The organism is Wolbachia endosymbiont (group A) of Gymnosoma rotundatum, from assembly GCF_947250765.1.
GTDB lineage: Bacteria > Pseudomonadota > Alphaproteobacteria > Rickettsiales > Anaplasmataceae > Wolbachia > Wolbachia pipientis.
This window is the reverse complement of sequence record NZ_OX366347.1, coordinates 171,745-196,333: the sequence shown is the minus strand read 5'-3', so window position 1 is coordinate 196,333 and position 24,589 is coordinate 171,745. Positions and strand designations below refer to the sequence as shown.

Here is a 24,589-nt window from a genome sequence, read left to right as displayed (position 1 = left end):
AAATTAATATTAAATCATTTATAACTAGGGAAGTTATGTCAACACCAATCACAGTTGCATATGGCGACGGTATCGGACCAGAAATCATGGAAGCGGTGCTGTCGATATTGCGCGAAGCAGAAGCGAAAATCTCAATAGATATTATTGAAATAGGGGAGCGTGTTTATAGTAAAGAATGGTCTCACGGAATTTCTCCAAGTGGTTGGGAATCAATTGAAAGGACAAAAATATTATTAAAATCTCCGACAACAACTCCTCAAGGTAAAGGCCACAAAAGCTTAAACGTTGCACTCAGAAAAAATCTAGGGTTGTATGCAAATATCAGACCATGCATTTCATATCATCCTGTTATAGAAAATAAATTCGATAAGTTTGATATCGTAGTAATACGTGAAAATGAAGAGGACGTTTACACCGGAATAGAGCACAGGCTCACTGGTGACTCTTACCAATGCACTAAAATTATTACTAGATCCGGCTCAGAAAAAATATGCAGGTACGCTTTTGAATATGCAAAAAAACATAGTAGAAAGAAGGTAACTTGTCTTACTAAAGATAACATAATGAAAATGACTGACGGAACTTTCCATGCGGCGTTTGATCGTATTGCAAAGGAATACCCGGACATAAAGGCAGAACATTATATAGTCGATATTGGGATGGCACGTGTTGCCACAGAACCGGAGAATTTCGATGTTATAGTAACCGAGAACTTATATGGCGATATATTATCGGACATTGTGGCGCAAACCTCTGGATCTGTTGGACTCGCTGGAAGTAGCAATATAGGTAATGAATATGCAATGTTTGAAGCAGTGCACGGTTCTGCTCCTGATATTGCAGGAAAAAACATAGCTAATCCTTCTGGACTTTTGAATGCTGCAGTGCATATGTTGGTCTACATCAGTCAAGTGAGTACTGCAAAACTAATTTACGATGCATGGCTCAAGACTTTGGAGGATGGAATACATACCGCCGATTTATATAAAGAGAAAAAGAGTAAACAGAAAATTGGTACCAAAGAATTTGCAGAAGCCGTTATAGATAATCTAGGAAAAAAACCGAAAACATTATCTGAGCTTACAGTCGGTAGCAGTACAAATAGCAAAATAAGTGAAATACAAAATAGCTATGAACAGGACTATAAAACCAAAAAGCTAGTAGGTAGTGATATAGCGCTTGCTTGGGACAAATCCAGCAACTTTGACCAAATAGTTAGGTTATTTGAATCGAGTAATCTGCAAATGATAGCAATATACTCAAAAGGTCTTGCGATTTGGCCAGGAAACTCAAAACCTTCAAGTGATCAAATAACCTGTAGGTTTATCGCAAATAATGAAAAGCAAGCTATTACAAATAGTGATGTGAATAACTTGCTAATCAAACTTGAAGAACACAATTTTGACGTGGTGAGAATGGACAAATTGTATTTGTATGATGGGAAAGAGGGGTTCTTTGTTTAAATATTTAAAAGAGGTGTGGTAAATGAAATGGACTCAAAAAAAGTAGAACTAATATTTGAAAAGTTTCAACAATCAAATCCTGCGCCAAAAATAGAGCTAAATTATACCAATCATTTTACGTTACTGGTTGCGATAGTTTTATCAGCGCGGACAACTGATGTAAGCGTTAATAAAATTACAAGAGAACTATTTAATATCGCTGATACGCCAGAAAAAATGCTGAGCTTTGGGCAGAGTGAGCTGAAAAAATGCATAAGCAGTATTGGTTTATATAATTCCAAAGCAAAAAATATAATCGGGCTTAGTAAAATATTGGTAGAACGATACAACAGCAAAGTACCTACTAATTTTGATGATTTGGTGTCTTTGCCTGGAGTGGGGAGAAAGAGCGCTAATGTGTTCTTAAATTCGGGGCTGGGCATTCCAACATTGGCAGTTGATACTCACGTTTTTAGAGTGAGCAATAGAATTGGGCTTGTGAAAGAAAAAGATGTGTTTAAAACAGAGCAATCTCTTTTAAATGTGGTTCCCAAAAAATACCTGCTTTATGCTCATCATTGGCTAGTTTTGCATGGTAGATATGTTTGCAAAGCACAGAAACCTTCGTGTGAAACGTGCATAATTCATGATTTATGTGAATTTGAGTGCAAAAGGTATAAAGTCTAGTATTTCTTCTTTTGTCATCCAAGTAGCTATAGAAACGAAAAAACTTACTTGACACATTTTGCTGGAATGATACAAGTTATAGCTCTTTTTACAATAATCCGAACAGACCGTAATATGCTACTGGCCTGCTATAGCCATAAACACATATCTTATCGCATTCGGACTATTATAAGAAAGGCTATATTATTCAAACAACAGTTATGCAAGAGATCTGATTACATCTAAGCTAACAATGGACCACTAGATATATTACTAACCACGTTGACCTGATTCAATATTTTATTAGTGGGATTGAAATAATTTTCTATAAATTCCTTATATATAGCTGTTAACTTGTGTATATCGTTTACTGATACGCATTCGTTTATCTGATGTGCAGTTTTGTTGATTATACCAAATTCAATCACTGGACAAACATCTTTGATAAACGCAGCGTCAGATGTGCCACCACTTGTGCTCAACGCAGCATCAATACTGGTAACTTTATTTATTGCATCAAGCATAATATCAGTATTCCTATCGGGAGTAGAGAGGAAAACGTCCCTGCTGCTATGCATAAAAAGCTTATAATCGTTAGTTACACTAGAGCATATTTCATCAATCAGCTTATATAAGCCACCCGGTGTTTGTTCATTGTTATATCGAATGTTAAAACGTGTAGTTGCTGAGCCAGGTATTAGATTGCTAGTATTATTTCCAACATCGATAGTAGTAACTTCGCAATGTGAAGGCTGAAAATATTTATTACCATGATCAAAAGTAGTATTTTTTACCTTACTCAATATCGATATTACCTTATATATTGGATTATCTGCTAGGTCTGGGTAGGCAACGTGCCCTTGTTTTCCATGGCAAATTAATTCAAATGTTACAGAACCTCTTCTGCCTATTTTTATGGTATCACCTAATTTCTTACTACTGGTTGGTTCGCCAACCACACAAAAATCTATCTTTTTCTGCTTATTTTTCATCCATTCCAAAACTGCCTTTGTTCCATATTCTTCCATGCTTTCTTCAGCACTGGTAATCAATGCACTTATCGAACCATTAAATTGAAACTTCTCTGCAATCAAATTTACCATAGCAGCAATAAATGCAGCTACTCCGCTTTTCATATCAGCGGCCCCTCTTCCATATAGCATTCCATCCCTCACTTCTGGATTAAATGGACCAAATGCCCAATCTTTTAACTGACCCGGTGGTACAACATCAACGTGCCCAGCAAAGCACAAATTTGGTACTCCATTTATATATTTCGCATAAAGATTTTTAACTTTATCACCAAATTCTAAAATCTCACAATCAAAGCCGCTCTTCTTGAAGATTGTTGCTATATACTCTATTGCCCCGCTGTCTTCTGGTGTTATACTCTCAAAAGAGATCAATTTCCTAGTTAGCTCTACAGGGTCAATTTTCATGTCAATCTTAAAATACTTATACTGCTATATTGTAAACACTCTATGCACTATTTAAAACAAATATTACATCAAACCGAACAAACTTTTCTAAGGGAAGTAATAACAGATTACTACCTTGCTGATGATATCTATGAAATATGCACACGACACGGAAATGACGTCTTTCTAGTTACAGATAAAAATACAGCAAAACTTTTAAACAAAAACGTACTTAATAAAATTCCTAACTTAATTATTCCAGCTCCACCTGTCATTCTAGCGCGTGACACTGGGATCCATAAGTTGTTTTCCTGGATCCCAGTGTCAGCTACTTGCATGACACCAAGCAGAGCTGCCTCTCTTGAAACCGTAAATCTAGTTAGAAACAAAGCAAAAGACAGTGACTTAATAGTTGCATTTGGTAGCGGCACTGTTAACGATATCTGCAAATATGCAAGCTACCTCGAGAAAAAAGATTATATATCGTTCCCAACAGCCGCTTCTATGAATGGATATACCTCTGCAAATGCTTCAATATTAGTAAATGGATATAAAAAATCGTTCAAAGCACATCTTCCAAGAGCAGTATATATAGATATAGACATACTTGCCAATGCACCACTGCGTCTCACATTAAGCGGATTTGCAGATTTCATTTGTCGTTCAACAGTTCAGGCTGACTGGCTACTATCTCATTTGTTGCTTGGCACAGAATACAATGAATTACCTTTTACACTTGTTCGCGATTTGGAGCAAATTTTGCTAAGAGAGTATACGGCGCTTACTAAAAGAAGTAGAAAAGTGGTCCTATTACTTATGGAAGTTCTACTAATTTCAGGACTTGGAATGGTAATATCAAAAGGCAGCTATTCTGCAAGCCAAGGAGAGCATATGATAGCTCACGCAATGGAAATGGTAACAAGAGATCATTCCTTACTACATGGCGAAAAAATTGCTGTTACGACGATTACCATGGCTAATTTGCAGGAAAAGATATTATCAATACAAAACCCGATTATCAAACCGACCACTTTAGATGTAAAACATATAACTCAGTGCTTTGATAATATCGAATTTGTAAGAACTTTTGAACAGAAGCAAATTATGCAGCAAAAAATCCAAGAGATTATTTGTAAAGAATGGCCTAATATTTCCAGTTTAATTAAGCAAAATTTACTACCTGCAAAACACCTGCAAAAAATATTTGAAGATCTATCAATTCCACACTTACCAGAGCACCTCAGTTGGAATAAAGAACAATATTGTAAAGTGGTCGATCTTGCGTTTACAACAAGAGATAGATTCACCTTTCTTGACTTAGCTAACTGCATAGAAGAAAGTTAAGTTTTGTAGTGAAATTCTGTCATTTAAAGAGATCATAGGCCAAAAGCTAAACCCTTTTCACAATCTCTTATCCATTGTCTCCTCACCTGAGTGGATATACAACTCATTCCAAGTAACTGACACTGGGTTTCACCAATAGCACTGCTTTGCTAAACATAGTTTAGTTCGAGTGGCTGAGGAGGGACTTGAACCCCCGACCAAGAGATTATGATCCTCCTGCTCTACCAACTGAGCTACTCAGCCTAATTAAAAACCTTATTATACACACGATCTATATGTTTCGTATAATACTTCAAATCAAACAAAGATTCAAGTTTTTCCGAGTTAATAACCTTAAGTAAGGGTTTATCTTGTTTCAATTCGGCCAGAAAATCACTGTTGTTTTGTTTCACTTTCATTGCATTGCTCTGAACAATTTTATACGCCTCTTCCCTCGCCAAACCACTATTTACTAACTCAAGCAATACACGCTGTGAGAAAACTAAACCTTTTGAAGAATTTAAGTTCTTTTCAATGTTTTCCTTATTGATCACCAATTTATCTATCAAATCTGTTAATCGCACTAAAGCAAAATCCATTGTTATACAAGCATCAGGAGCAATGCATCTTTCCACAGACGAGTGTGATATATCACGTTCGTGCCACAATGCAACATTTTCTAACGCAGGAAAAACATAACTGCGTATTAAACGTGAGAGTCCAGTCAGATTTTCACTTAAAATAGGATTACATTTGTGTGGCATAGCAGAGCTTCCCTTCTGCCCAGTGGAAAAATGCTCAGAAATTTCGCCGATTTCAGTTCTTTGCAAATGACGAATTTCAACAGCAACATTTTCTATTGAGCTTGCAATCACTCCCAAAACTGAAAAGAACATAGCATGTCTATCACGAGGAATGACTTGAGACGATATGATTTCAGGTATGAGTCCTATTTCTTTCGCTACATATTCTTCAACAAACGGATCAACATTTGCAAAATTGCCTACTGCACCTGATATTTTACAAATTGAGATCTCTTTTTGCGCGCTAATTAATCTCTGATAATTGCGTTTAAATTCAGCATAAAATCTGGCAAATTTTATTCCAAGAGTTGTTGGTTCTGCATGCATTCCGTGACTGCGTCCAACACAAACAATATCTTTATAGTCCTCAGCTTTTTTTTTCAATGCTGCAAGTAAATTTTTTAGATTCTCGAGCAAAATATCACAGGACTCTTTCAGTTGCACCGCAAGGCATGTATCCAAAACATCAGAACTTGTCATTCCATAATGAAGATAACGAACATCAACTCCCGCTTTTTCAGCAACATATGTCAGAAAAGCTATAACATCATGTTTTACAATGGATTCAATTTCGTTGATACATTCAACATCAAATTCAATAGCACCAGAGAGGTTCTCAGCAATATTATTCGGAATCACTCCTAACTTTGCTTGAGCTTCACACGCTAATTTTTCTATTTTAAGCCATATATTAAATTTATTATTTTCCTCCCAAATGGAAGACATTTCTTTTCTGCTATAGCGGGGAATCATTTTTGATTTATTCCAATAATGGTGTCATTCCAGTGCGTGACACTGGAATCCAGATATAAAAGTATTTGCAAATTATTCAATGGACAACGGATTCTAGAAGCATAAAATAATGTCCATGATGAAATAAACTGGATCCCAGTGTCACGCACTGGGATGACATGAGGGGAGCACTGGGATGACACCAGCTTAGCCATGGCAGACATTTCTTTACGACTATAACAAGGGATCATCTTTGATCAGCTATCATCACCATCAGTAGCTTCTTTATTCGCATCTTGCTCTGCCTCTTGTTGCTCAGACTTCTGATTTTGCAATTTTACTTGCCTTAGCTCATTTGCATCTGTTTCGGATTTTACGACGTATATAGTAATTGGTACTACTACTTCACTATGTAATTCTACGTTTACTTGGTATTCACCCAAGTTTTTGATGCTTACTCCACCAAGAGATAAACTACGGTGATCTATCACATGTCCTTCTTGTAGTAAAATTTTCGCAATTTCACGTGTTGTTACAGAACCAAAAATTTTACCATCCTCTGAAGCTTGCTTTATCAATACCACAAACTTATCATGTAGTGACAATGCAAGCTCTTTTGCTACATTTAATCTTTTTATATTCTCTTCTTCCAGTAATAAACGTTGCTCCTCTAGCTTTGTTAAATTTTCCTTGGTAGCTTTCACCGCTTTTCTTTGTGGAAAAAGAAAATTACGTGCATAACCTGGTTTAACTTTGACAACTTCACCAAGCTTACCTAAAGTCCTTATATTTTCCTTTAAAATTATCAACATAAATTACCTAAACTTTTTTAGTACAGTAAGGAATAAGAGCTAAAAAACGTGCCCTTATGATCGCTAAGCGTAACTTCCTTTGTTTTTTTGCACATACGCCTGTTAATCTTCTAGGTAATATCCTACCATAGTCAGAGGTAAACTTGGATAATAAATCTATATTCTTATAATCTATGTCTTCATCTTTAGACGCAGCAAGAGGGCAAACTTTAGAACGCCTAAAGCCAGTCCTATTATTTACAGATACGTAAGAATTATTAAAACTATTTCGTCTTTTCATCATTATGCGCTTTGCTCCTCAATTTGTTTATTCATCATATGAGATTTACCTTCAAAAATTTTATCAACCTGCACAGGAAAGTGGCGAATAACGTTCTCATTAAGTTTCATTCTACGCATAAATTCATCCAGAATGCTTGCAGTAGAACTTATGCACATTATACAATAATGACCGCTCTTCATTTTATTTTTGTGATATGCAAAATCCAAAAGACCCCAATGTTCATACTTGATTAATCCTGATGCTTCAATGTTTTTCAAAAGCATTTCCAACGCTTTGCTCGATTGAGTTGGACCGTTTATTCTAAAATCTTTCAAAATATCTTGAAAAATCTTTATTAGATGTTCTGAAATATTTCTCTTCAAAGCATTTACTGCGTTATGGATAAACGCACTTTTAGTACTGCCTCCTAGAAATTTTGTAAAATCTTGCGTTATTCCTAAATCTTTTAGGTCATCTTTCAACTCTTTATCGATTTTTGACTTCACTTCTTTCAAATTTGAAAGATCTTCTTCCAATTCAACCCATAAAATTTTTGTAAGATCTTCCAAGAAATCAGAGTAAGCAACTAGACCTTCTTTAATGTTTTCAGCACGCACTTCTAACTCTTGTGTTGTAAGCTTGTCATTTCCTTTTTTCAGAATATCCCTGATTTGCTGGAACATAACATCTGCTTTAATATTTTTCAATGAAACAGCTAGCTCTTGGATCATCTCCTCTACTTCTTGCTGTAATAATCCTTGTTGTGTTATAAAAGTAAATTCATAAAGATTCACTATATCTTCCTTTAATACCGATTAAATATTTCATTATATAAAGCTTTTTTATATAAGCAAGTTATTTGTGTTAATTTCTACGCCTTTAATCCAGCTTAAGTTAGATATTTCATACATAACTTGAGGAGCAATTGAGTACGCACCTGGTAATAAGATGCTCACTTTATGTTTTTCGAGAAGAAGTTTTAGCATTATTTTGGTTCTGCCTTCATCTTTCAATATTGCGTTTAATTCCATAGCGGCTTTTTGCGAATCCGTGCACTCAGTGGTGAGAACTAATTCTTTTATTGTAGAAGTGATTCTTTTTGTAAACTCAGATATATCTTTGCCTGCCAATCTTGTTGTATTTTCCGAAGCTTCAAGATCAATTATCACAAATGTTCCTGGTGAAAATAAATCTCTTTTTTCTTCTATTATTTCATTATTATAGAATGCTATTTCAGAAACGTTATGGGGATCAGAAAGTGTGAGGATAACAAACCTTCCACGCTCTGAAGTTCTCATACGTGCATTTAATATTACCCCAGCAGTTTTTGCTGTTCTATTTTCTCCGATAAACCCAATATTTAACTTTTCCAGAAGAGTTCTAAATTTTTCAAGCGGATGATTAGTTAAATAAAATCCTAGTGAAAATAACTCATGTTCTAATTTTTCCTCCTCATCAAAATCTTCCACATTCTCAAGTTTCGGTTTGAGGACATCAAGACTACCAAACAAAGCAGCTTGACTTGATTCTCTATCCTGTTTGTTTTTATTTGCAAAGTAAATCAGCGTGTCCATTGACTCATATAGCTGCTTTCTGTTCTTATGCACGCTATCGAATGCTCCGGATTTAATCAGGCTTTCTAGCGCTCTCTTATTTATTATATGACCTGAATTTTGAATGAATTCCCATATGTCCTTACAAGCGCTTGAATGTACGTTCACTATTCCTTCCGCTATAGAAAAACCAACATTCCTCAAGGCAGCAATACCATAACGTATGCGTTCATCCTCTATTGAGAATTCAGCTTGAGACTTGTTTATATCAGGTGGAAGAACGGTAACGCCACTAAACTTTGCTGCATGATAAAATAAATTCAGTTTATCTCTATCATCAATATTCAGATTCATTAGTGCTGTAAAAAATTCTAATGGATAATTAGCTTTAAGGTAAGCCGTTTGATAAGATATAACCGCATATGCTGCAGCATGAGATTTATTGAACCCATAACCAGCAAATTTTGCAACAAGGTCAAAGATATAACTTGCCCTGTCATAATCAACGCCATTCTTCGTTGCCCCTTGGATGAAAAGTTCACGTTGTTTATCCATCTCTTCCTTAATTTTCTTACCCATGGCACGTCTTAGCAGATCTGCTTCCGCTAAGCTATACCCGGAAAGAATACGGGCTATTTCCATCACTTGTTCTTGGTAAATTATTACCCCAAATGTTTCTTTTAACACTCCTTCAAGTAACGGATGAATATAATCTGGCTTCTCAAGTCCATGCTTTCTTGCAACATAAGTTGGAATGTTATCCATAGGTCCTGGACGATAAAGGGAAATTAAAGCGATAATATCTTCAATGCAGTCCGGTTTTAGTTTAATTAAAGCTTCTCTCATTCCCGAACTTTCAAGCTGAAACACTCCAATTGAATCACCGCTTGAGAGCATCTCATAGGTTTTTTGGTCATCTAAAGAAACTGAAGAAATATCGATCTTTTGTCTATCACGATTAATTAAACGACACACATGATCTATTAGCGTTAGCGTACCAAGTCCAAGAAAATCAAATTTTATTAGCCCAGCTTTCTCCACATATTTCATGCTGTATTGAGTGATTGGCAGAGCCGAATTTGGATCGTAGTACACAGGAACAAAATTTTCCAACTTTTGATCACATATTACAATTCCAGCAGCATGAGTTGAAACGTGACGATATATCCCTTCAAGCTTAAGAGATATAGCAAGGAGCTTTGCAATTACTTCATCACTATCCCGCTCTTTCTGCAGGTTTTGATCAAACTCTATCGCTTGTGATAAAGTTACAGGATTTACTGGATTAAATGGAACCATTTTAGATATTTTATCCACTTGAGAGTAAGGCATTTGCAATACTCTACCAACATCACGCAATACTGCCCTTGCCTGCAATTTACCAAAAGTGATTATTTGAGCAACATAACCGTACTTTTTCTGAACATAATCAATAACCAGGTCCCTTTTCTCTTGGCAGAAATCGATATCAAAGTCAGGCATCGATACACGATCAGGATTCAAAAATCTTTCAAATATTAGGCCAAACTTTATTGGATCAAGGTCTGTAATCTGCAAGCCCCAAGCAACAATTGATCCAGCACCAGAGCCTCTTCCTGGACCAACTGGAATGCCATTTGCTTTGCTCCAACGAATAAAATCAGAAACTATCAAAAAGTAGCCAGCGTAGTTCATCGAAGTTATCACACTCAGTTCGTAATTCAGCCGATCGTAGTATTGTTTAAGGTCTATGTCTGTCTCATTCGCAATACGGAATTCTAATCCTGCAACTGCCTGCTCCCTCAGTTCTTCATTCTCAGTTTTATTTTCTCGACAAGGAAATTTAGGCAAAATAGGCTGCCTGCTTCTTGGCATGTAAGAGCACCGCTTAGCTATCACTAAAGTGTTATGAATTGCTTCGGGAATGTCGCTGAACAGCTCCTCCATTTCTGCCACAGACTTGAAGTAATGCTCGGTAGTTAACTTCTTTCTGTTATTCTCCAGGGCATAACTCCCCTCCGATATACACGTTAATATATCATAAGCCTCATAGTCAGACCTATTTGGAAAAAACACATCGTTCGTTGCAACCAGTGGTACATTGTGCTGATAAGCAAAATCTATTAAAGTTTCTTCAAGCTCTAGCTCCTTGCTCAGCCCATGACGCTGCAATTCAACATATAAATGACCATTGAATGCTGAAAGCAGTTTTTCAACCGTTTCTTTATCTTGCCCCAACAATAGTTGAGCCAAACATCCACCGGTTAAAGCGATCAGACCCGTACTTAAATTCAATAGCTCATCAAAATCAACGTAAGGAATATCGCTGTTATTCTTGCGCTTTCTAAAAGACTCACTCACCAAAGTGACTAAATTAGTGTACCCTTGCTCATTTTTTGCAAGCAATAATATAGGTAAATTTTGTTCTGAATGTTTAACTATAATATTGCATCCTATTATTAGCTGTATTCCTCTACTTGCTGCATATTCTGCAAACTCAAGTGAACCAAATAAATTACCTGAATCAGTAATTGCAACCGCTGGCATTTTATTGCGCAAACAAAGGCCGATCAGCTCCTCAATTTTAACCGAGCTTTCAAGCAGCGAATAAACACTATGAACACGTAAGTGTATGAACATAAGAAACTTTAGATCAACAAAAAAGGATAACATTAATTTACTCATGAGAACATAATTTTCATGAGAACAAAAGCCTATAAAATTCTAAAATTAAAATACAAAAACTTACTTGACAAACTCCGCCAGCTCCCTTATCATGATAGTGAAGCTATTGTATTTGCTTTCGCCAATCTGCAGATTAAAAGGTAAGGATTACTTAATGTATCGGCGTCTTATGTTTAATTTTTTGCAGTATATAGATACTGTATGTCTTTACAAAACTTCATCTACATCTAGATTTTTATCTAAATAAGCTGAACGCGCTTATAAAGCGTTACAAGACATCAAAAAATGCCAATACTCGACAGAGATAGTAAAAGACTAGCTAACTCGGGGATTCTTTGTCTTTTTTTCTGCTTAGTAAATTTCTTAAACATTTGCAGCGTAAGTTAGTTGCAATTAAAAGCGGCTGAATCTCGCTTGTCAAGCGTTTAAAACATAAAAAACGCCAATATTTTAAAGCGGATAATAACCACGGGGCTTCTTTTGCCTTTTTTTTCATTTGGTAAATTTCTTAATGTTTATGGCTAAACGACAACCGTCATCCCGCTGCTTGTTAGCGGGATCTCTTGTTAGCGGCTGAGATACCGCGAATGAATCGCGGTATGACGTAGATTGCTGTCATTCCAGTGCTCCTTTTTTTGTCATCCCAGTGTCTGGGCACTGGGATGACAAGAAAGAGGCTACTTGGATGACACCCTGACAATCGTCATCCCGCTTTGTTAGCGGCTAAGGGATACCGCGAATGAATCGCGGTATGACGTAGGGATTGCATTAGCTATAATTCTTTAGTTTTCACTTTTCTTTTAACCTTGCAATGATATTTTCTTTGCCGATAAAAATTAATAGTTTAGCGAGCTCTGGTCCTGTTTCTGTTCCTGTTAAAGCTGAACGCAACTGCGTAAATAGGTTTTTTGCCTTTATATCCACTGTTTGTCGAATAGTTTTGACCCATTCTGACAACGTGTTTTCATTACAATCACCTTGGGGCAATGCATTGAACGCAATTTTTATAAGCTCCTTATCAAGAATCACAGGCTCTATATCGGATTTGCATATTTTCCACCACTTAGCCACCTCAGAAAATCTTTCTATATTGTTCCTTATAAAATACCAAAACTCTGAGCAGTCCACTCCAATTTGACTCAAACGGTCTTGCACCATTTCAAATGGCATTTGTTGCAGAACTTTGCTATTTAGCTTATACATTTCACTCAAGCTGAATTGTGCAGATGCTGAGCTAAATTTTTTAATATCAAATGAGTCAATTAAAGATTGCATACAGGCGCAAGCTTCGATTGGATTGGATGTTCCAAGTTTTGCTAAATAGCTAGTTAGCGCCATTGGTTCAGTCTCATTTTCTCTTATGGACTTGATATCCAGCCCGCCTTTCCGTTTCGATATCTTGCTATCATCAAAATGTAGCAGAGAAAGGTGAGCAAATGTAGGGATTTTCGCTTTTAATGCTTTAATCATTTGGAGCTGAACTGCGGTATTAGTTACATGATCTTCCCCGCGTACAACATGGGTTACATTAAAGTCAACATCATCAATAACAGAAGGTAACATGTATGTGTAAATTCCATCTTCTCTTTTTACCACAGGGTCACTTATGCTACTGGTTGCAATATTTATTTCACCTTTAACTTCATCATTCCATTTAACAACCTCATTTCTATCCAACTTAAATCTAAAATGTGGTCTTCTTCCTTCTTGCTCATAACTAATTTTCTCTTGCTCAGTTAGAAGTAACGCGCTTCTGTCATATACAGGGGGAAGTCCTTGTTTTAACTGCAATTTTCGTTTAATGTCTAACTCTTCTCTTGTTTCATAGCATGCATAAATATGCCCTTCTTTTATTAACTGCAAAAACACCTCATTGTAACGCTCAAAGCGCTCTGATTGCTTGAAACTTGCATCCCAATTGATACCAATCCATTTCAAATCTTGTATGATATCATTTATATATTTGACATCTGAACGCTGAAGGTCAGTATCATCAAAACGGAGTAAAAATTTTCCATTTTGATTGCGTGTGTACATCCAACAAACCAAGGCAGTTCGTGCGTTTCCTACGTGGAGGTAGCCAGTTGGGCTTGGAGCGAATCTTGTTAGCATTTAAACAGCAATATTGTTTACTCTAATTTATTTTAATTTTATATAAATATATGGCTAAAGCAAGTGAGATCTGCTAATACAATTGAGCGAGAGAAGAATAAGTATGGCTATAGCATTGTGGCACCTTTGATATTTGATGGATTAAGACCATATGATAAATTCAAGAAAATTCACAGCTTGACGACAAAGGCTAATGTAGCATTATATTGGTATCATGACTAACTTAGAAAAGATGAGAGAAAAACTGCAAGATCAAATAAATTATCATAATGTTTTGTATCACCAAAAAAATAAGCCAGAAATAAGTGATGCTGAATATGATGAACTGAAGAAAAAGTTAGCTGAAATAGAGGCACAACTTCCAGAAGCTTATGCAACACAAGATAGTGTTGGTGCTCCACCTGATGAGAGGTTTTCTAAGGTGGAACATCAAGAACCTATGCTTTCCCTTGAGAATGCTTATGATGAACAAGGTGTAGAGAAATTTTTGTCTAAAATAAAGAGGTTTTTAATTGAGGACAAAATAGAGATATTATGTGAACCAAAAATTGATGGGTTGTCGTTTTCTGCAATTTATGAGGATGGAAGATTTGTTAAAGCTGCAACTCGAGGTGATGGTTTTGTAGGGGAAGATGTCACTCACAATGTTGCAACAATAAAAGGCTTTCCTAAGTTTTTGCAAGGTGTGCAAGGAAGACTAGAAGTAAGAGGTGAAATATACATCAGTAACAGCGACTTTTTAAAGTTAAATGAAAACGATGAATTTGCCAATCCTCGAAATGCAGCCGCTGGTTCTCTAAAGCAATTGGATGCAAACATTACAGCAAGCAGACCTCTTAGATATTTTGCTTATTCTTTGATTGGTGGAGCAGAGAAAAGTCAAAGTGAGGTACTAAATAAGCTTGAGGCACTTGGTTTTTGCGTAAATGAGCATCAGTCCTTAACGAGTAGTTTAGATGGAATGCTGAAGTTCTATAACGAAGTCTATAACTGTCGCTATAACTTGGATTATGATATTGATGGAATAGTCTATAAAGTAAATGATTTGGTACTACAAAATCGTCTAGGGAATACTCACAAAGCACCGCGCTCAGCACTTGCATACAAGTTTTCTGCGGTTTATGCAAAAACAAAGTTAAATAAGATATTTATACAGGTGGGCAGAACAGGGGTTTTAACTCCAGTTGCAGATTTAGTGCCAGTCAATATTGGTGGGGTGCTAGTTAGTAGAGCAAGTCTGCATAACCAAGATGAGATAAAACGTAAAGACATAAGAGAGGGAGATATTGTAACAATCAAAAGGGCAGGGGATGTAATTCCCCAGATCGTTGAAGTAAGCAGAGATTCTCGTCTTCCAAATACACCTGAATTTGTGTTTCCTGAAGTATGCCCTGAATGTGGTAGTAAAGTACGTCAGGTTGAGGGAGAGGCTGCAGTAAGATGTCCTGAGGAATTTGCCTGTAAAGCTCAAATAATAGAAAAACTAAAGCATTTTGTATCGAAAGATGCATTTGACATTGTTGGCCTTGGTGATAAGCAGATAGAGTTTTTTTACGACCTTGGTCTGATAAAACAAATTCCCGATATTTTTACTTTAGAAGAAAGATTGGATGAATTTAATCTGGAAGAACAGTCTGGTTGGGGCAAGAAATCAATAGCTCATTTATTAAATGCTATACAAAGCAGAAGGGTAATAACTCTAGATAGGTTTATATTTTCTTTAGGTATTAGATTTATTGGCCAAGTTGCAGCAGAATTGCTTGCAGATTATTATGTTTCTTATGATAATTGGTATAATTCGATGATTGAACTGTCATCAGATAATACTGAGCTAGTGGGTATAGACGGCATAGGAAAAAAAGTGGCTGAATCTTTGGAATCATTTTTTTCTAAGGAACATAACATCAAAATGTTAAATGATCTTACTGCTTGTCTTCAAATTCTTCCTGTGAGCTCCAACTCTAGTAACTCTGTTTTAAATAATAAAATTATAGTGTTTACTGGTAAGCTACTTGCTATGAGTAGAGGAGAGGCAAAAGTAAGAGCCAAAACTCTAGGAGCAAAGGTCAGCTCACATCTTTCTGCTAAAACTGACTACCTAATTGCAGGAGAAAAACCAGGATCCAAATATAAAAAGGCAGTGGAATTAGGTGTAGAAATTTTAGATGAAGACCAGTGGCATAAAGTGATAAGTTTGGGAGTGTTCAAATGACACTTGGATTGTATATTAAATCAAAGTTGCAAGACTATTTAGAGAGTAGCCAATTCTTTCCATCCAAGAATCATTTTATTGACTTGCCTCAATTTTTCAACAGAAGGCAAGTCTTCTGTGCTGAGTGGTAGGCGGACAGTTTGATGTTCTATGAGCCCAATATCATGCAAAAGTGCTTTAGTGGGTATTGGGTTGCTGGCAATAAATAACGCTTCGCAAGCCTGTTGCCAGATATCTGCCTGAGGGTTCCTGCCATTGAGGCACTTCTTAACGTATTCATGCGCTATGCGTGGCCAAACATTGGCAGCAACGGAAACCAGGCCAGCCGCACCATAAGCGGCCATATCAGATATCATATTATCATCTCCGCAAAAGACCTCAATATTTGGTGCAACTTTCTTATACTGAGCTAAAGTATCAACAGTGCCACTTGAATCTTTGATAGCCCAAAATTTTTCGTGGCTGGATAAGTTGCGTACAGTTTCAGCGTGAAGACTCACTCCTGCTCTTGATGGAATATTGTAAAACATAACCGGCACATGTGCTTTCTCAAGCAGCTTTTCAAACCATAAAGTCTGCCCCATAATTCCGGGCTTTGCATAAATGGGAGTTGTCATTAGATAGCCATGAATAGGCATACCCTTGCAAAAATCAAGCCATTCAAGAGTCTGATATAGATTCACTCCTGGTACGCCAATTATAATTTTCGTATTTAATTTTAGCTTACATACGAATTCAACTAATGTACGCTTTTCAGAATCAGTAAGCGATAGGCTCTCACCTGTGCTACCTAGCAACACTACGCCATTTTCAGCTTTAACTTGCATTGTCAGTAAACGCTGCAAACTGCTATAATCTATGCTATCCCCATTGCAATTAAAAGGAGTAACACAAGCAGTCCATAAAAATGTAGATTTCAATTTAAATTGTTAAAATGGTATTTCATCGTCGAGTAGTTCATCTTTTATATCGTTGTCAAAACTTTCGTGTTTATCTTTTTGTTCTGTTTCACCTTGTTTGTATTCACTTGGCTTGTAATCAGAATTTGGCGCACTATTTCGTGAATCCAAGAGAGTAAGAGCGCTATTAAAATTATATAGAACCACCTCTGTTGTGTATCTTTCACCACCATTTTGGTCAGTCCATTTTCTAGTTCTCAAAGAACCTTCAACATAAACTTTACTGCCTTTGCGTGCAAAATCTTTGACGATTTTTACTAATCCTTCACTAAAAATTACGATATTATGCCACTCTGTCTTTTCAGAGCGCATACCGGAAAGTTTGTCAGTCCAACTTTCAGACGTGGCTATTGAAAAACTTGCCATTTCTTTTCCATTTTGTGTAGTCCTAATTTCAGGATCTTTTCCTAAATTACCAACTAGTATGACTTTGTTTATGGTACCACCAGACATAATTATGCTCTAAATAAATCCTTTTATTATCTTATGTGAAAATACTATTGTCAAATTTAATTAAAAGTGCGCTTGGAGGGATTCGAACCCACGGCCTTTGCCTCCGGAGGGCAACGCTCTATCCAACTGAGCTACAAGCGCATATATATTTAAGTTATTTAATAGATAAGCCATCCAAGTCAAATTTTTGTTTTGGATAAAGCGTAAACATAATACTCCCATATCCAAAATATACATTTTGAGAATCATTCGCATGCTTTTTTATTGCTTTTTGATCTACGGTCCATACAAAAGTTACATAATTTTCAGTGACTGAGTGCACTTTTAAATCCTGAGTATTTATAAACAGTTTTCCATTTACCCATATTTTCCATGTATCGGGAGAAAGATATAAAATTGAGTCTAAACTCACTACCTTACCGTTGAAATTATCTGATACCTCCTCTTTTACAGCTCTTGAAGATCGTAAATTGAACTTTTCCATTTCATTGACCATTCTATTAACTGGCTCTTCATCAAAAAAAATGCTTTTTACGTTACTATATTGTGACAAAACGTCAAAGTCACTTTCCACTGCTTCTCTTATTATATCGTCCCGATCTGTATAGCTTAGTTTTTGATTGTTGATAAAGAAACACTCTTTTGCACGCAAATTTGCTATATCAATAAAATCGTCGATTTCTTGATTGCCAACTTTAAGAATACTTTCAAAATATCTTTTTTCTATCATCATTCCATACTGAGAATGATGACAAACCATTTCATCATTACCTTGTTTTTCTATATATACGCATAAATTTCCACTATTTAATCCTAATATTTTATGCTCAATAAAATCTTCATTGCCAATATATTGTCGGCAAGAATACTCCTTACAAATTTCTATGCTTTCTATGATATCTTCACAACTGCAATATGCATTAACATTGGAAATGAGTAGCGTAAAAATAAAAAACAGCTTTATGTTCATCACCTTATCTACTTAATATAGTATACCAATCAAAGACTATATTAGCTCTCACTATCTCTATCATATTACCATTCAAAATCTGATTCATAGTTGCAGCATCAATATTTCTCTGCTTATTTAAAATAAGAGATTTGATCATAACATAACCGGGCAGACTTGGAATAGACTGTAGAAATAAAAAAATATGCTTATCGCTGATTGAGCTTAAATTTAGGACCACTTCACTTTTTATTACTTTTGTGCGTTCACTTTTGTTGTGGAGCTCAACTTCTTCGGGTATAGAAATTGATATTTCAGGTTCTAATATATAGTACTTTTTATATAACTTGCTAAGCTCGAAATTTAAATTTGCAATGTATCTGCTACTATGTAAATTTGAAGAAGAAATTTTTTTCCATAAATCTAGGTTTTTATTTAGAATAACTTCCTTTTTTTGAATTCCAGTAATCTGTAAATTAATAGAACGTATTTTATCAATCGCAATTTGGTTTTTATTATAAATCTTTTCGTTATAGATAACAACATATGTTAATAACCCTATTAATCCAACAGATAATAACAAATACGATATAAACTGAATTGTAGCTTTTCTTTTTAATTGAGAGATAGTCATTAATCTACATTGCCTCTCCTATTTCAACATCAATAGATAGATTTTGCTCTTTAGCAGCAGGTAAGCTAGAAATATTAATGTCATAGGTACGAAAATTATCGTTTAAATTTTTTCGTAGTTTCTCGTATTGATGAGAAATATTTTTACCGGATTGAAAATTAAACTTTAAAGTTGTGGTAATATAACTTTTTGCCTCATTATAATTCCATTCAAATGATCGAAGCTCTATACCTGGTATTTTTAACTTTTCTACATACTTAACTTGTGTAAGAGGAGAGTATTCTATTTTTGATAAAATATTATTGATATTAATAAAATCATAAATTTCATCTATTTTTTTTACATTATAGCTTTGGCTAAGTTTTGTTAATTGGTTATTTAAGGTGTTCTGCTTTGCTGATAAATTATCAGCGACATTGAAATTTGAATACAAATTTAGCAAACAAAGGGTGTTTATTATAACTAAAACCAGGGCGAAGTATAGAAAAATTCGAGGAGAGTTTAAATAAAGGTAATTGAATAGATAAAATTCTTTAGTTTCCTTTGTATTAAAAATAGCTGCTAATTTATTCTTAAAGCTATGAAACAAAATTATGGTATCGCAAAAGTTATCTTTTTCACTTATAGCTAGTTCTGCTCCTAATAGTTTGCCTAACTCATATGGAGTTAATATGTTCACACTGTTCTCTGAAAAATTTATGACTGATAAACTAGCTTTGATATCTTCTGACACTATGATACAAAGGTCGATAGGGTTATTTTTTTCAAACCCAAACTTAGTTAAGGATCGAATAGTATCTTGCACTTCCTGATATATTCCACCAGCGATAATTCCTGGTAAATTATCATTAGTAAATGATGTTAAGCGCGTAAATACCATTTTATTCTCTTTAAGAACCACTTGTCTATAGCCTCCCGTTTTAGTTGCAGCAACTATAATTTTCCAATTATTAGGATCTTTATGTAGAATCTTTTTTGTTATATTACTTATTTCTATAGGAAACATCAATATTCCCTTAAAGTTGGAGCCTATCTCAATAAACACATTCAACCAATATTCTACTAAATGCTTTGCTTTTGATGAAACAAGAAGATAGCACCAGTTTTGATTGAATTTGTTTGGCTTCTCAACCAAAAAAACTGAACTTATGTCATTATTACGAGAAAAATGCTCCATCTTTGTTTTTGCTGATAGATAGGCACTAATCTTGTTTGCCCTTGTAATAAACTGTAGCGAGTAATTTTGATCTGCATGATTAAGCACCAGGTATAAAGGTGCTTTTTTATCTGACGAAAGACATGAAATTAAATCGGAAACTGCTTTATCGTTTTTGCCCTTAACAAAATACCTTTTATTTAAAGTATTATTTTTAAAATATAGTAACATTATGCCTTCTTCTCCAATAGAAAGCATAAACTTACTTTTGGATTTTGAACTAAACATATTAACAAAGCATATACTTATCTAGAATTAAAAAGGCAATTTATTGAAATTCATTAAACGTTAGAGGGAAATATTGTTATAAATTTTCGCAGCAACATTATTTATATTATAATTTTTTTATAAAATTACCACTAATATTAAGTTATTTAGATAATAAATTAAGAAAATTCATTAAGACGAATTTGTTGTTTTTCAAATTGTAGGTAAACCTAAGCCACTTTAGCTATATCTGCCGATTGACTTTAATTAATAAGAGTTATTAATCTATTTACTATTCTTGTAATATTATTTCTAATGGTAAAGAAATATATATTTTTCTGGAACAGTTGTTATTTCAGATACAGAATTTATTGTAAGTAAACTAACCATTTGCTGAAGAGCGCTCATCTTCTGTGGTACTTGATGATGGAGCAACTAATTTGCTCAAAATCTCATCTTTTGGTCCCATAGCGTAAATGACACCATCTGACATGAGGATCACCTTATCAACTACGGACAATAACGGTAGCTTGTGAGTGATGATAACAGTAGTAGTATTTTGTTTTCTTGCAATGCCAATTGCATTAATTAAGCATGCCTCTCCATTGCTATCTAAGTTAGCGTTTGGTTCATCAAGTACTAAAAGTTTTGTGTGACCATAAAAAGCTCTGGCAAGTCCAAGAAGCTGTTTTTGGCCGCCAGAGAGCGTTACTCCTCCAGGACCTCCTATTGTTGTATCATATCCATTTGGTAAGCTTAGTATTAGTTCATGTATTCCTGCAATTTTTGCTGCTTTGATTATTTCTTCAGGATTTGGATCTGGCCTCATGCGAGCAATATTAGCTTTGACACTAGTGTTAAATAACTCAATATCCTGAGGTAAGTAGCCAACATAATTACCAAAATTTTCTCGATTCCAAGTATATACATCAGCGCCATCTAGTCTGACTACACCAGATATTGGCTTCCATACACCAACAGTTAATTTTGCGATAGTGGATTTACCAGAAGCACTTGCACCAATAACACCAACTACATCTCCAGGATCTATAATGAATGATATTCCTTTTACTGTTGGCTTATTGCTTCCATAAGGAGTAAAAAATACTCTATCAAATTCCAATTTTCCTTCAGGTTCTGGTAGAGCCATCGTTTGCTCTCTTTTTGGCGATGTTAATATAAGTCTTTGTAGCCTTCCATATGACATTCTAGCCTGATTTAAAAACTTCCAAGTATGAACCGCAGCATCAAATGGTGCTAATACTCTACCCATTAAAATTGAAGCAGCGATGATGCTACCGGCAGTCTTATGAGCTGTGATTGCAAGTAATGCACCTGTTCCAATCACTGATATTTGCAGAGTTGAGCGCAAAAATTTAGTGATTCCAGTAATTACATTAGAGCGATTTTGTGCTTTAATTTGCATTGCTCGGTTCTGATCATTTCGTTTACACCAATCAGAGACTATGAATTCTGACATGCCCATAGCTTCAACCACTTCTGCATTTCTTGTTGCAACATCTATAGCATTGATATTCCGTATAGTTTCTTCGTTGGTTTCTTGTAATATTCGTTTAGTGGCAAGTTCATTCCATATTGCCATAGAGACTAATATAATAATTCCAGTAATAGCTATAAACCCCGTGGAGGTATGTATCATGAAAATCACAACAAGGTAAATTAACGACCATGGAGTATCAAACAGTGAGAATATACCATTTCCTGTAATGAAATTTTTTATCACTCCGAGATCTCGTATTGCTTCACCACTTGAAGTTGAGCTCTGCACTGACGTTAGCCTGATTGACCTTACTATCAGATCTGGTGTTGCAGTTTTATCGATCCAATCACCTATTTTTGCCATGGCTAAATATCGACAAGTTTCAAGCATTGCAGAACATGCAAATGCAGATAAAGTGATAATTGTCAGCATAGTTAGTGTTGATACACTTTCGCTCGATATCACCCGATCAAGCACTTGAGAGGTATAAAGTGGTAGGAATAACATTAATAAATTGATTCCCGCACTAAACCAAAAGATAAACCAAAATGCACTTTTGCATTTTTCTAGGCAAACATATAGAGTACTTTGCTTCAATTCTTTTTTTATTGATGGCGTAATTTCCACAATCTTCCTCTTAATTTGATTACATGCACCATATACAATTTTTATTACAAAAATATTAATAACGGTAGTTAGCTTACTTTAAGTGAGTAAAATATTAATATATGTGAATAGGAAATATAAACAATGGTAAAAAGAAGTATAGTTAATATTTCCTTCATTGCCTATAGCGAAGCTACGTCATACCGCGATTCATTCCATAGCTGTACGAACATTCATTTTTGAAGGTAAACTGCACAGCAAATGGTGTCATGAAAGTAGCTGACACTGGGATGGCTTTGTTGCATCGCTACTTATGAAAGGCTAACTATAATTAGGATTATAAGCAACTTATTGAAAATCTTGTTTTTTTGCAATCAATCTGATCAAATTTAAGAATAGTAATTTGTTATTTATATTAATAAATTTAATTCTATTGAAAATAGCTAAAGCATTGAAATTCTTGAATTTTAGCCAGATTAGTGAGTGGTAGTGAAATTTCTTTTACTCAAATTTAGGTATTCACTGACCGTTCTTGTTATAAATACCAGAATAATAAGCTACTGATATTCTCCACCTTTTTTATCTTTAATCCATCATAGCTAGCGATGCAACAAAGCCCACCGATTCATTCTACTGCAACGCAGAAAATTCGTACAATTGTGCATAATGTGGGGCTTCTGGCTACATTTTTCTATTGAACTCACCTTTTCTCTATGTGACAGATTTCGTATTAAATTTTAAATTTAATGCGCCTAGATATACAAGCATTCCTAGCAAAACCATAGGTATAGAAAGCAACTGCCCCATAGTTAAATCAAGCCACAAATAGCCAATTTGATAGTCTGGTTCGCGAAAAAACTCAACGAAAAAACGTGCTATTCCATACCACATAACTGCAATACCAGTTAACGCACCGTGATACAGTCTTATTCTAGTTAAGAAAAACAGTGAATTTGCAACTGCAAAAAGTAGCAGTCCTTCAAAAAGTGCCTCATAAAGCTGGCTTGGATGACGCAGCAAATTATCACCACTCTCTGGAAATACCATACCCCATGGCATAGTTGTAACTCTGCCAAATAACTCTCCGTTTATAAAATTGCCTATGCGACCTAAAAATAAACCTATGGGAACTCCGCAAGAAACTAGGTCCAGTGCATAAAATATAGGAATGTTATGTCTTTTACACGAAATTATTACTACAAACAAAACTCCTATAGCACCACCATGAAATGACATCCCTCCTTCCCAGGTCTTCAATATCTCGATAGGGTTGCTTATATAAAGAACTGGATCATATATCAATACGTAGCCAAGTCTACCTCCAAGGATAATACCTACAATAGTGGCTGTTAATAACGAATCGTAAAAATTCTTAGTAAATATTTTTTGGTCATCTAGCCTATGTAAATACCAATATGCAAACACTATACCTAAAACATATGCTAAAGAATACCAATATATAGAAACAGGACCGATGCTGAAAATTACTGGATTTAAAGACATATTTTGCTATAAATTATTCTTAGACAATCTACTTTTTTCACGATCCCACTCTTTCTGTTTTATGGTTGCTCTCTTATCGTAGAGTTTTTTTCCTTTTACAATGGCAATTTTAGTTTTTGCAAATCCTTTATCGTTAAAATAGACCGAAAGCGGCACAACAGTTATCCCAGCAGTCTTGATTTGACCAATTAGTTTATTTATCTCCTTTTTATGCAAGAGTAATTTACGTTCCCTTTTTGGTTTATGATTTTTTCGGTTCGCAGCTTTATATTCTGCAATATGCATATTGTGCAGCCATACTTCGCTATTCTTTTCAACAACGTAGGCGTCGGAAATATTTACTTTTCTTTCTCTTAGCGATTTAACTTCACTGCTTAATAAGACCATACCCGCTTCAAATTCTTCTAAGATGAAATATTCAAACCTTGCTTTCCTATTTTCTGCAATAACTTCCATATCTAAAGATATCTTTAAGCTTCAATATATTACAGAGTTTTTGACTTAATTCATAATAAAACAGTTATCCCAATAAATATAAGGTGCCAGGCTAGTCTGATAGCAA

General features: G+C 35.1%; 21 protein-coding genes and 2 tRNA genes. 4 read left to right on the top strand and 19 right to left on the bottom strand.

Annotated features, from left to right (window positions below):
* The first annotated feature begins 35 nt into the window (after window positions 1-35).
* Together icd and nth are read left to right on the top strand one after the other, a co-directional pair.
* A complete protein-coding gene (gene icd, locus OOK97_RS00945; protein WP_006279798.1) occupies window positions 36-1,463 on the top strand; it encodes an isocitrate dehydrogenase in 1,428 nt (475 codons plus the stop codon).
* A 27-nt stretch (window positions 1,464-1,490) separates the two neighbouring features.
* Window positions 1,491-2,129, top strand: a complete 639-nt coding sequence (gene nth / locus OOK97_RS00940; RefSeq protein WP_006279797.1) for an endonuclease III — start codon at window positions 1,491-1,493, stop codon at window positions 2,127-2,129.
* A 221-nt stretch (window positions 2,130-2,350) separates the two neighbouring features.
* On the opposite strand, the gene dapE is transcribed toward nth, so the two are convergent.
* Entirely contained in the window at window positions 2,351-3,547 is a 1,197-nt protein-coding gene (gene dapE / locus OOK97_RS00935) for a succinyl-diaminopimelate desuccinylase (RefSeq protein WP_182320691.1), read from the bottom strand.
* A gap of 42 nt (window positions 3,548-3,589) precedes the next feature.
* Here dapE and OOK97_RS00930 point away from each other — a divergent pair, with 42 nt between their 5' ends.
* Entirely contained in the window at window positions 3,590-4,870 is a 1,281-nt protein-coding gene (locus OOK97_RS00930) for an iron-containing alcohol dehydrogenase (protein ID WP_264705408.1), read from the top strand.
* A gap of 170 nt (window positions 4,871-5,040) precedes the next feature.
* Here the strand turns inward: OOK97_RS00930 and OOK97_RS00925 are convergent.
* The 9 genes from OOK97_RS00925 to gltX form a co-directional block, all read right to left on the bottom strand.
* Window positions 5,041-5,113 (bottom strand) — tRNA-Met (locus OOK97_RS00925).
* Window positions 5,113-6,405: an adenylosuccinate lyase gene (purB, locus tag OOK97_RS00920; RefSeq protein ID WP_038250082.1), complete on the bottom strand. Its 1,293-nt coding sequence runs from the start codon at window positions 6,403-6,405 to the stop codon at window positions 5,113-5,115. The genes OOK97_RS00925 and purB overlap by 1 nt, the downstream gene beginning before the upstream one ends.
* Window positions 6,402-6,599: a hypothetical protein gene (locus OOK97_RS00915; protein WP_264705406.1), complete on the bottom strand. Its 198-nt coding sequence runs from the start codon at window positions 6,597-6,599 to the stop codon at window positions 6,402-6,404. Before OOK97_RS00915 ends, purB begins: the two co-directional genes overlap by 4 nt.
* 42 nt (window positions 6,600-6,641) lie before the next feature.
* On the bottom strand, window positions 6,642-7,196 hold the full coding sequence (gene rplI / locus OOK97_RS00910; protein WP_264705405.1) for a 50S ribosomal protein L9: 555 nt from the start codon (window positions 7,194-7,196) through the stop codon (window positions 6,642-6,644).
* A 7-nt stretch (window positions 7,197-7,203) separates the two neighbouring features.
* A complete protein-coding gene (gene rpsR, locus OOK97_RS00905; protein ID WP_007548890.1) occupies window positions 7,204-7,479 on the bottom strand; it encodes a 30S ribosomal protein S18 in 276 nt (91 codons plus the stop codon).
* Window positions 7,479-8,252 carry a 30S ribosomal protein S6 gene (locus tag OOK97_RS00900; RefSeq protein ID WP_253303428.1) on the bottom strand — a complete coding sequence of 258 codons (774 nt, stop codon included), beginning with the start codon at window positions 8,250-8,252 and terminating at the stop codon, window positions 7,479-7,481. Before OOK97_RS00900 ends, rpsR begins: the two co-directional genes overlap by 1 nt.
* 48 nt (window positions 8,253-8,300) lie before the next feature.
* Window positions 8,301-11,630, bottom strand: a complete 3,330-nt coding sequence (gene dnaE, locus OOK97_RS00895) for a DNA polymerase III subunit alpha (RefSeq protein WP_264705688.1) — start codon at window positions 11,628-11,630, stop codon at window positions 8,301-8,303.
* A 595-nt stretch (window positions 11,631-12,225) separates the two neighbouring features.
* The gene (locus OOK97_RS00890) at window positions 12,226-12,375 is read right to left on the bottom strand and encodes a hypothetical protein (protein ID WP_264374431.1); all 150 of its coding nucleotides are present in this window, start codon (window positions 12,373-12,375) and stop codon (window positions 12,226-12,228) included.
* 89 nt (window positions 12,376-12,464) lie between these two features.
* Window positions 12,465-13,787: a glutamate--tRNA ligase gene (gltX, locus tag OOK97_RS00885; protein ID WP_264705401.1), complete on the bottom strand. Its 1,323-nt coding sequence runs from the start codon at window positions 13,785-13,787 to the stop codon at window positions 12,465-12,467.
* A gap of 214 nt (window positions 13,788-14,001) precedes the next feature.
* Here gltX and ligA point away from each other — a divergent pair, with 214 nt between their 5' ends.
* The gene (ligA, locus tag OOK97_RS00880) at window positions 14,002-15,999 is read left to right on the top strand and encodes an NAD-dependent DNA ligase LigA (protein ID WP_264705399.1); all 1,998 of its coding nucleotides are present in this window, start codon (window positions 14,002-14,004) and stop codon (window positions 15,997-15,999) included.
* A 38-nt stretch (window positions 16,000-16,037) separates the two neighbouring features.
* Here the strand turns inward: ligA and dapA are convergent, their stop codons facing one another.
* The 9 genes from dapA to smpB all read right to left on the bottom strand — a co-directional run bounded on the left by dapA (window position 16,038) and on the right by smpB (window position 24,483).
* Window positions 16,038-16,919: a 4-hydroxy-tetrahydrodipicolinate synthase gene (gene dapA, locus OOK97_RS00875; protein ID WP_264705398.1), complete on the bottom strand. Its 882-nt coding sequence runs from the start codon at window positions 16,917-16,919 to the stop codon at window positions 16,038-16,040.
* A gap of 9 nt (window positions 16,920-16,928) precedes the next feature.
* A complete protein-coding gene (gene ssb, locus OOK97_RS00870) occupies window positions 16,929-17,411 on the bottom strand; it encodes a single-stranded DNA-binding protein (RefSeq protein ID WP_010082448.1) in 483 nt (160 codons plus the stop codon).
* A 67-nt stretch (window positions 17,412-17,478) separates the two neighbouring features.
* Window positions 17,479-17,552: transfer RNA gene (locus OOK97_RS00865), tRNA-Arg, on the bottom strand.
* 13 nt (window positions 17,553-17,565) lie between these two features.
* Window positions 17,566-18,381 (bottom strand): hypothetical protein, encoded by an 816-nt coding sequence (locus OOK97_RS00860; RefSeq protein ID WP_264705397.1) that lies wholly within the window; start codon window positions 18,379-18,381, stop codon window positions 17,566-17,568.
* A 4-nt stretch (window positions 18,382-18,385) separates the two neighbouring features.
* Window positions 18,386-18,994 carry a hypothetical protein gene (locus OOK97_RS00855; RefSeq protein ID WP_264705396.1) on the bottom strand — a complete coding sequence of 203 codons (609 nt, stop codon included), beginning with the start codon at window positions 18,992-18,994 and terminating at the stop codon, window positions 18,386-18,388.
* A 4-nt stretch (window positions 18,995-18,998) separates the two neighbouring features.
* The gene (locus tag OOK97_RS00850; protein ID WP_253303432.1) at window positions 18,999-20,438 is read right to left on the bottom strand and encodes a hypothetical protein; all 1,440 of its coding nucleotides are present in this window, start codon (window positions 20,436-20,438) and stop codon (window positions 18,999-19,001) included.
* A 361-nt stretch (window positions 20,439-20,799) separates the two neighbouring features.
* Entirely contained in the window at window positions 20,800-22,545 is a 1,746-nt protein-coding gene (locus tag OOK97_RS00845; protein ID WP_015589192.1) for a type I secretion system permease/ATPase, read from the bottom strand.
* Between the two features lie 690 nt (window positions 22,546-23,235).
* Complete coding sequence (lgt, locus tag OOK97_RS00840; protein ID WP_264705394.1) at window positions 23,236-24,027, bottom strand: prolipoprotein diacylglyceryl transferase; 792 nt, start codon at window positions 24,025-24,027, stop codon at window positions 23,236-23,238.
* Window positions 24,028-24,033: 6 nt separating this feature from the next.
* On the bottom strand, window positions 24,034-24,483 hold the full coding sequence (smpB, locus tag OOK97_RS00835; protein WP_264705393.1) for an SsrA-binding protein SmpB: 450 nt from the start codon (window positions 24,481-24,483) through the stop codon (window positions 24,034-24,036).
* Window positions 24,484-24,589 lie beyond the last annotated feature (106 nt).

What these genes read in the sequence shown, in the direction of transcription:
- ligA (WP_264705399.1), top strand. Translation starts at nt 14,002, where the DNA reads ATGACTAACTTAGAAAAGATGAGAGAAAAACTGCAAGATCAAATAAAT.
- dapE (WP_182320691.1), bottom strand. Translation starts at nt 3,547, where the DNA reads ATGAAAATTGACCCTGTAGAGCTAACTAGGAAATTGATCTCTTTTGAG.
- smpB (WP_264705393.1), bottom strand. Translation starts at nt 24,483, where the DNA reads ATGGAAGTTATTGCAGAAAATAGGAAAGCAAGGTTTGAATATTTCATC.
- lgt (WP_264705394.1), bottom strand. Translation starts at nt 24,027, where the DNA reads ATGTCTTTAAATCCAGTAATTTTCAGCATCGGTCCTGTTTCTATATAT.
- gltX (WP_264705401.1), bottom strand. Translation starts at nt 13,787, where the DNA reads ATGCTAACAAGATTCGCTCCAAGCCCAACTGGCTACCTCCACGTAGGA.
- purB (WP_038250082.1), bottom strand. Translation starts at nt 6,405, where the DNA reads ATGATTCCCCGCTATAGCAGAAAAGAAATGTCTTCCATTTGGGAGGAA.
- icd (WP_006279798.1), top strand. Translation starts at nt 36, where the DNA reads ATGTCAACACCAATCACAGTTGCATATGGCGACGGTATCGGACCAGAA.
- OOK97_RS00930 (WP_264705408.1), top strand. Translation starts at nt 3,590, where the DNA reads ATGCACTATTTAAAACAAATATTACATCAAACCGAACAAACTTTTCTA.
- OOK97_RS00855 (WP_264705396.1), bottom strand. Translation starts at nt 18,994, where the DNA reads ATGACTATCTCTCAATTAAAAAGAAAAGCTACAATTCAGTTTATATCG.
- rplI (WP_264705405.1), bottom strand. Translation starts at nt 7,196, where the DNA reads ATGTTGATAATTTTAAAGGAAAATATAAGGACTTTAGGTAAGCTTGGT.
- OOK97_RS00860 (WP_264705397.1), bottom strand. Translation starts at nt 18,381, where the DNA reads ATGAACATAAAGCTGTTTTTTATTTTTACGCTACTCATTTCCAATGTT.
- nth (WP_006279797.1), top strand. Translation starts at nt 1,491, where the DNA reads ATGGACTCAAAAAAAGTAGAACTAATATTTGAAAAGTTTCAACAATCA.
- ssb (WP_010082448.1), bottom strand. Translation starts at nt 17,411, where the DNA reads ATGTCTGGTGGTACCATAAACAAAGTCATACTAGTTGGTAATTTAGGA.
- dnaE (WP_264705688.1), bottom strand. Translation starts at nt 11,630, where the DNA reads ATGTTCATACACTTACGTGTTCATAGTGTTTATTCGCTGCTTGAAAGC.
- OOK97_RS00850 (WP_253303432.1), bottom strand. Translation starts at nt 20,438, where the DNA reads ATGTTTAGTTCAAAATCCAAAAGTAAGTTTATGCTTTCTATTGGAGAA.
- OOK97_RS00915 (WP_264705406.1), bottom strand. Translation starts at nt 6,599, where the DNA reads ATGGCTAAGCTGGTGTCATCCCAGTGCTCCCCTCATGTCATCCCAGTG.
- rpsR (WP_007548890.1), bottom strand. Translation starts at nt 7,479, where the DNA reads ATGATGAAAAGACGAAATAGTTTTAATAATTCTTACGTATCTGTAAAT.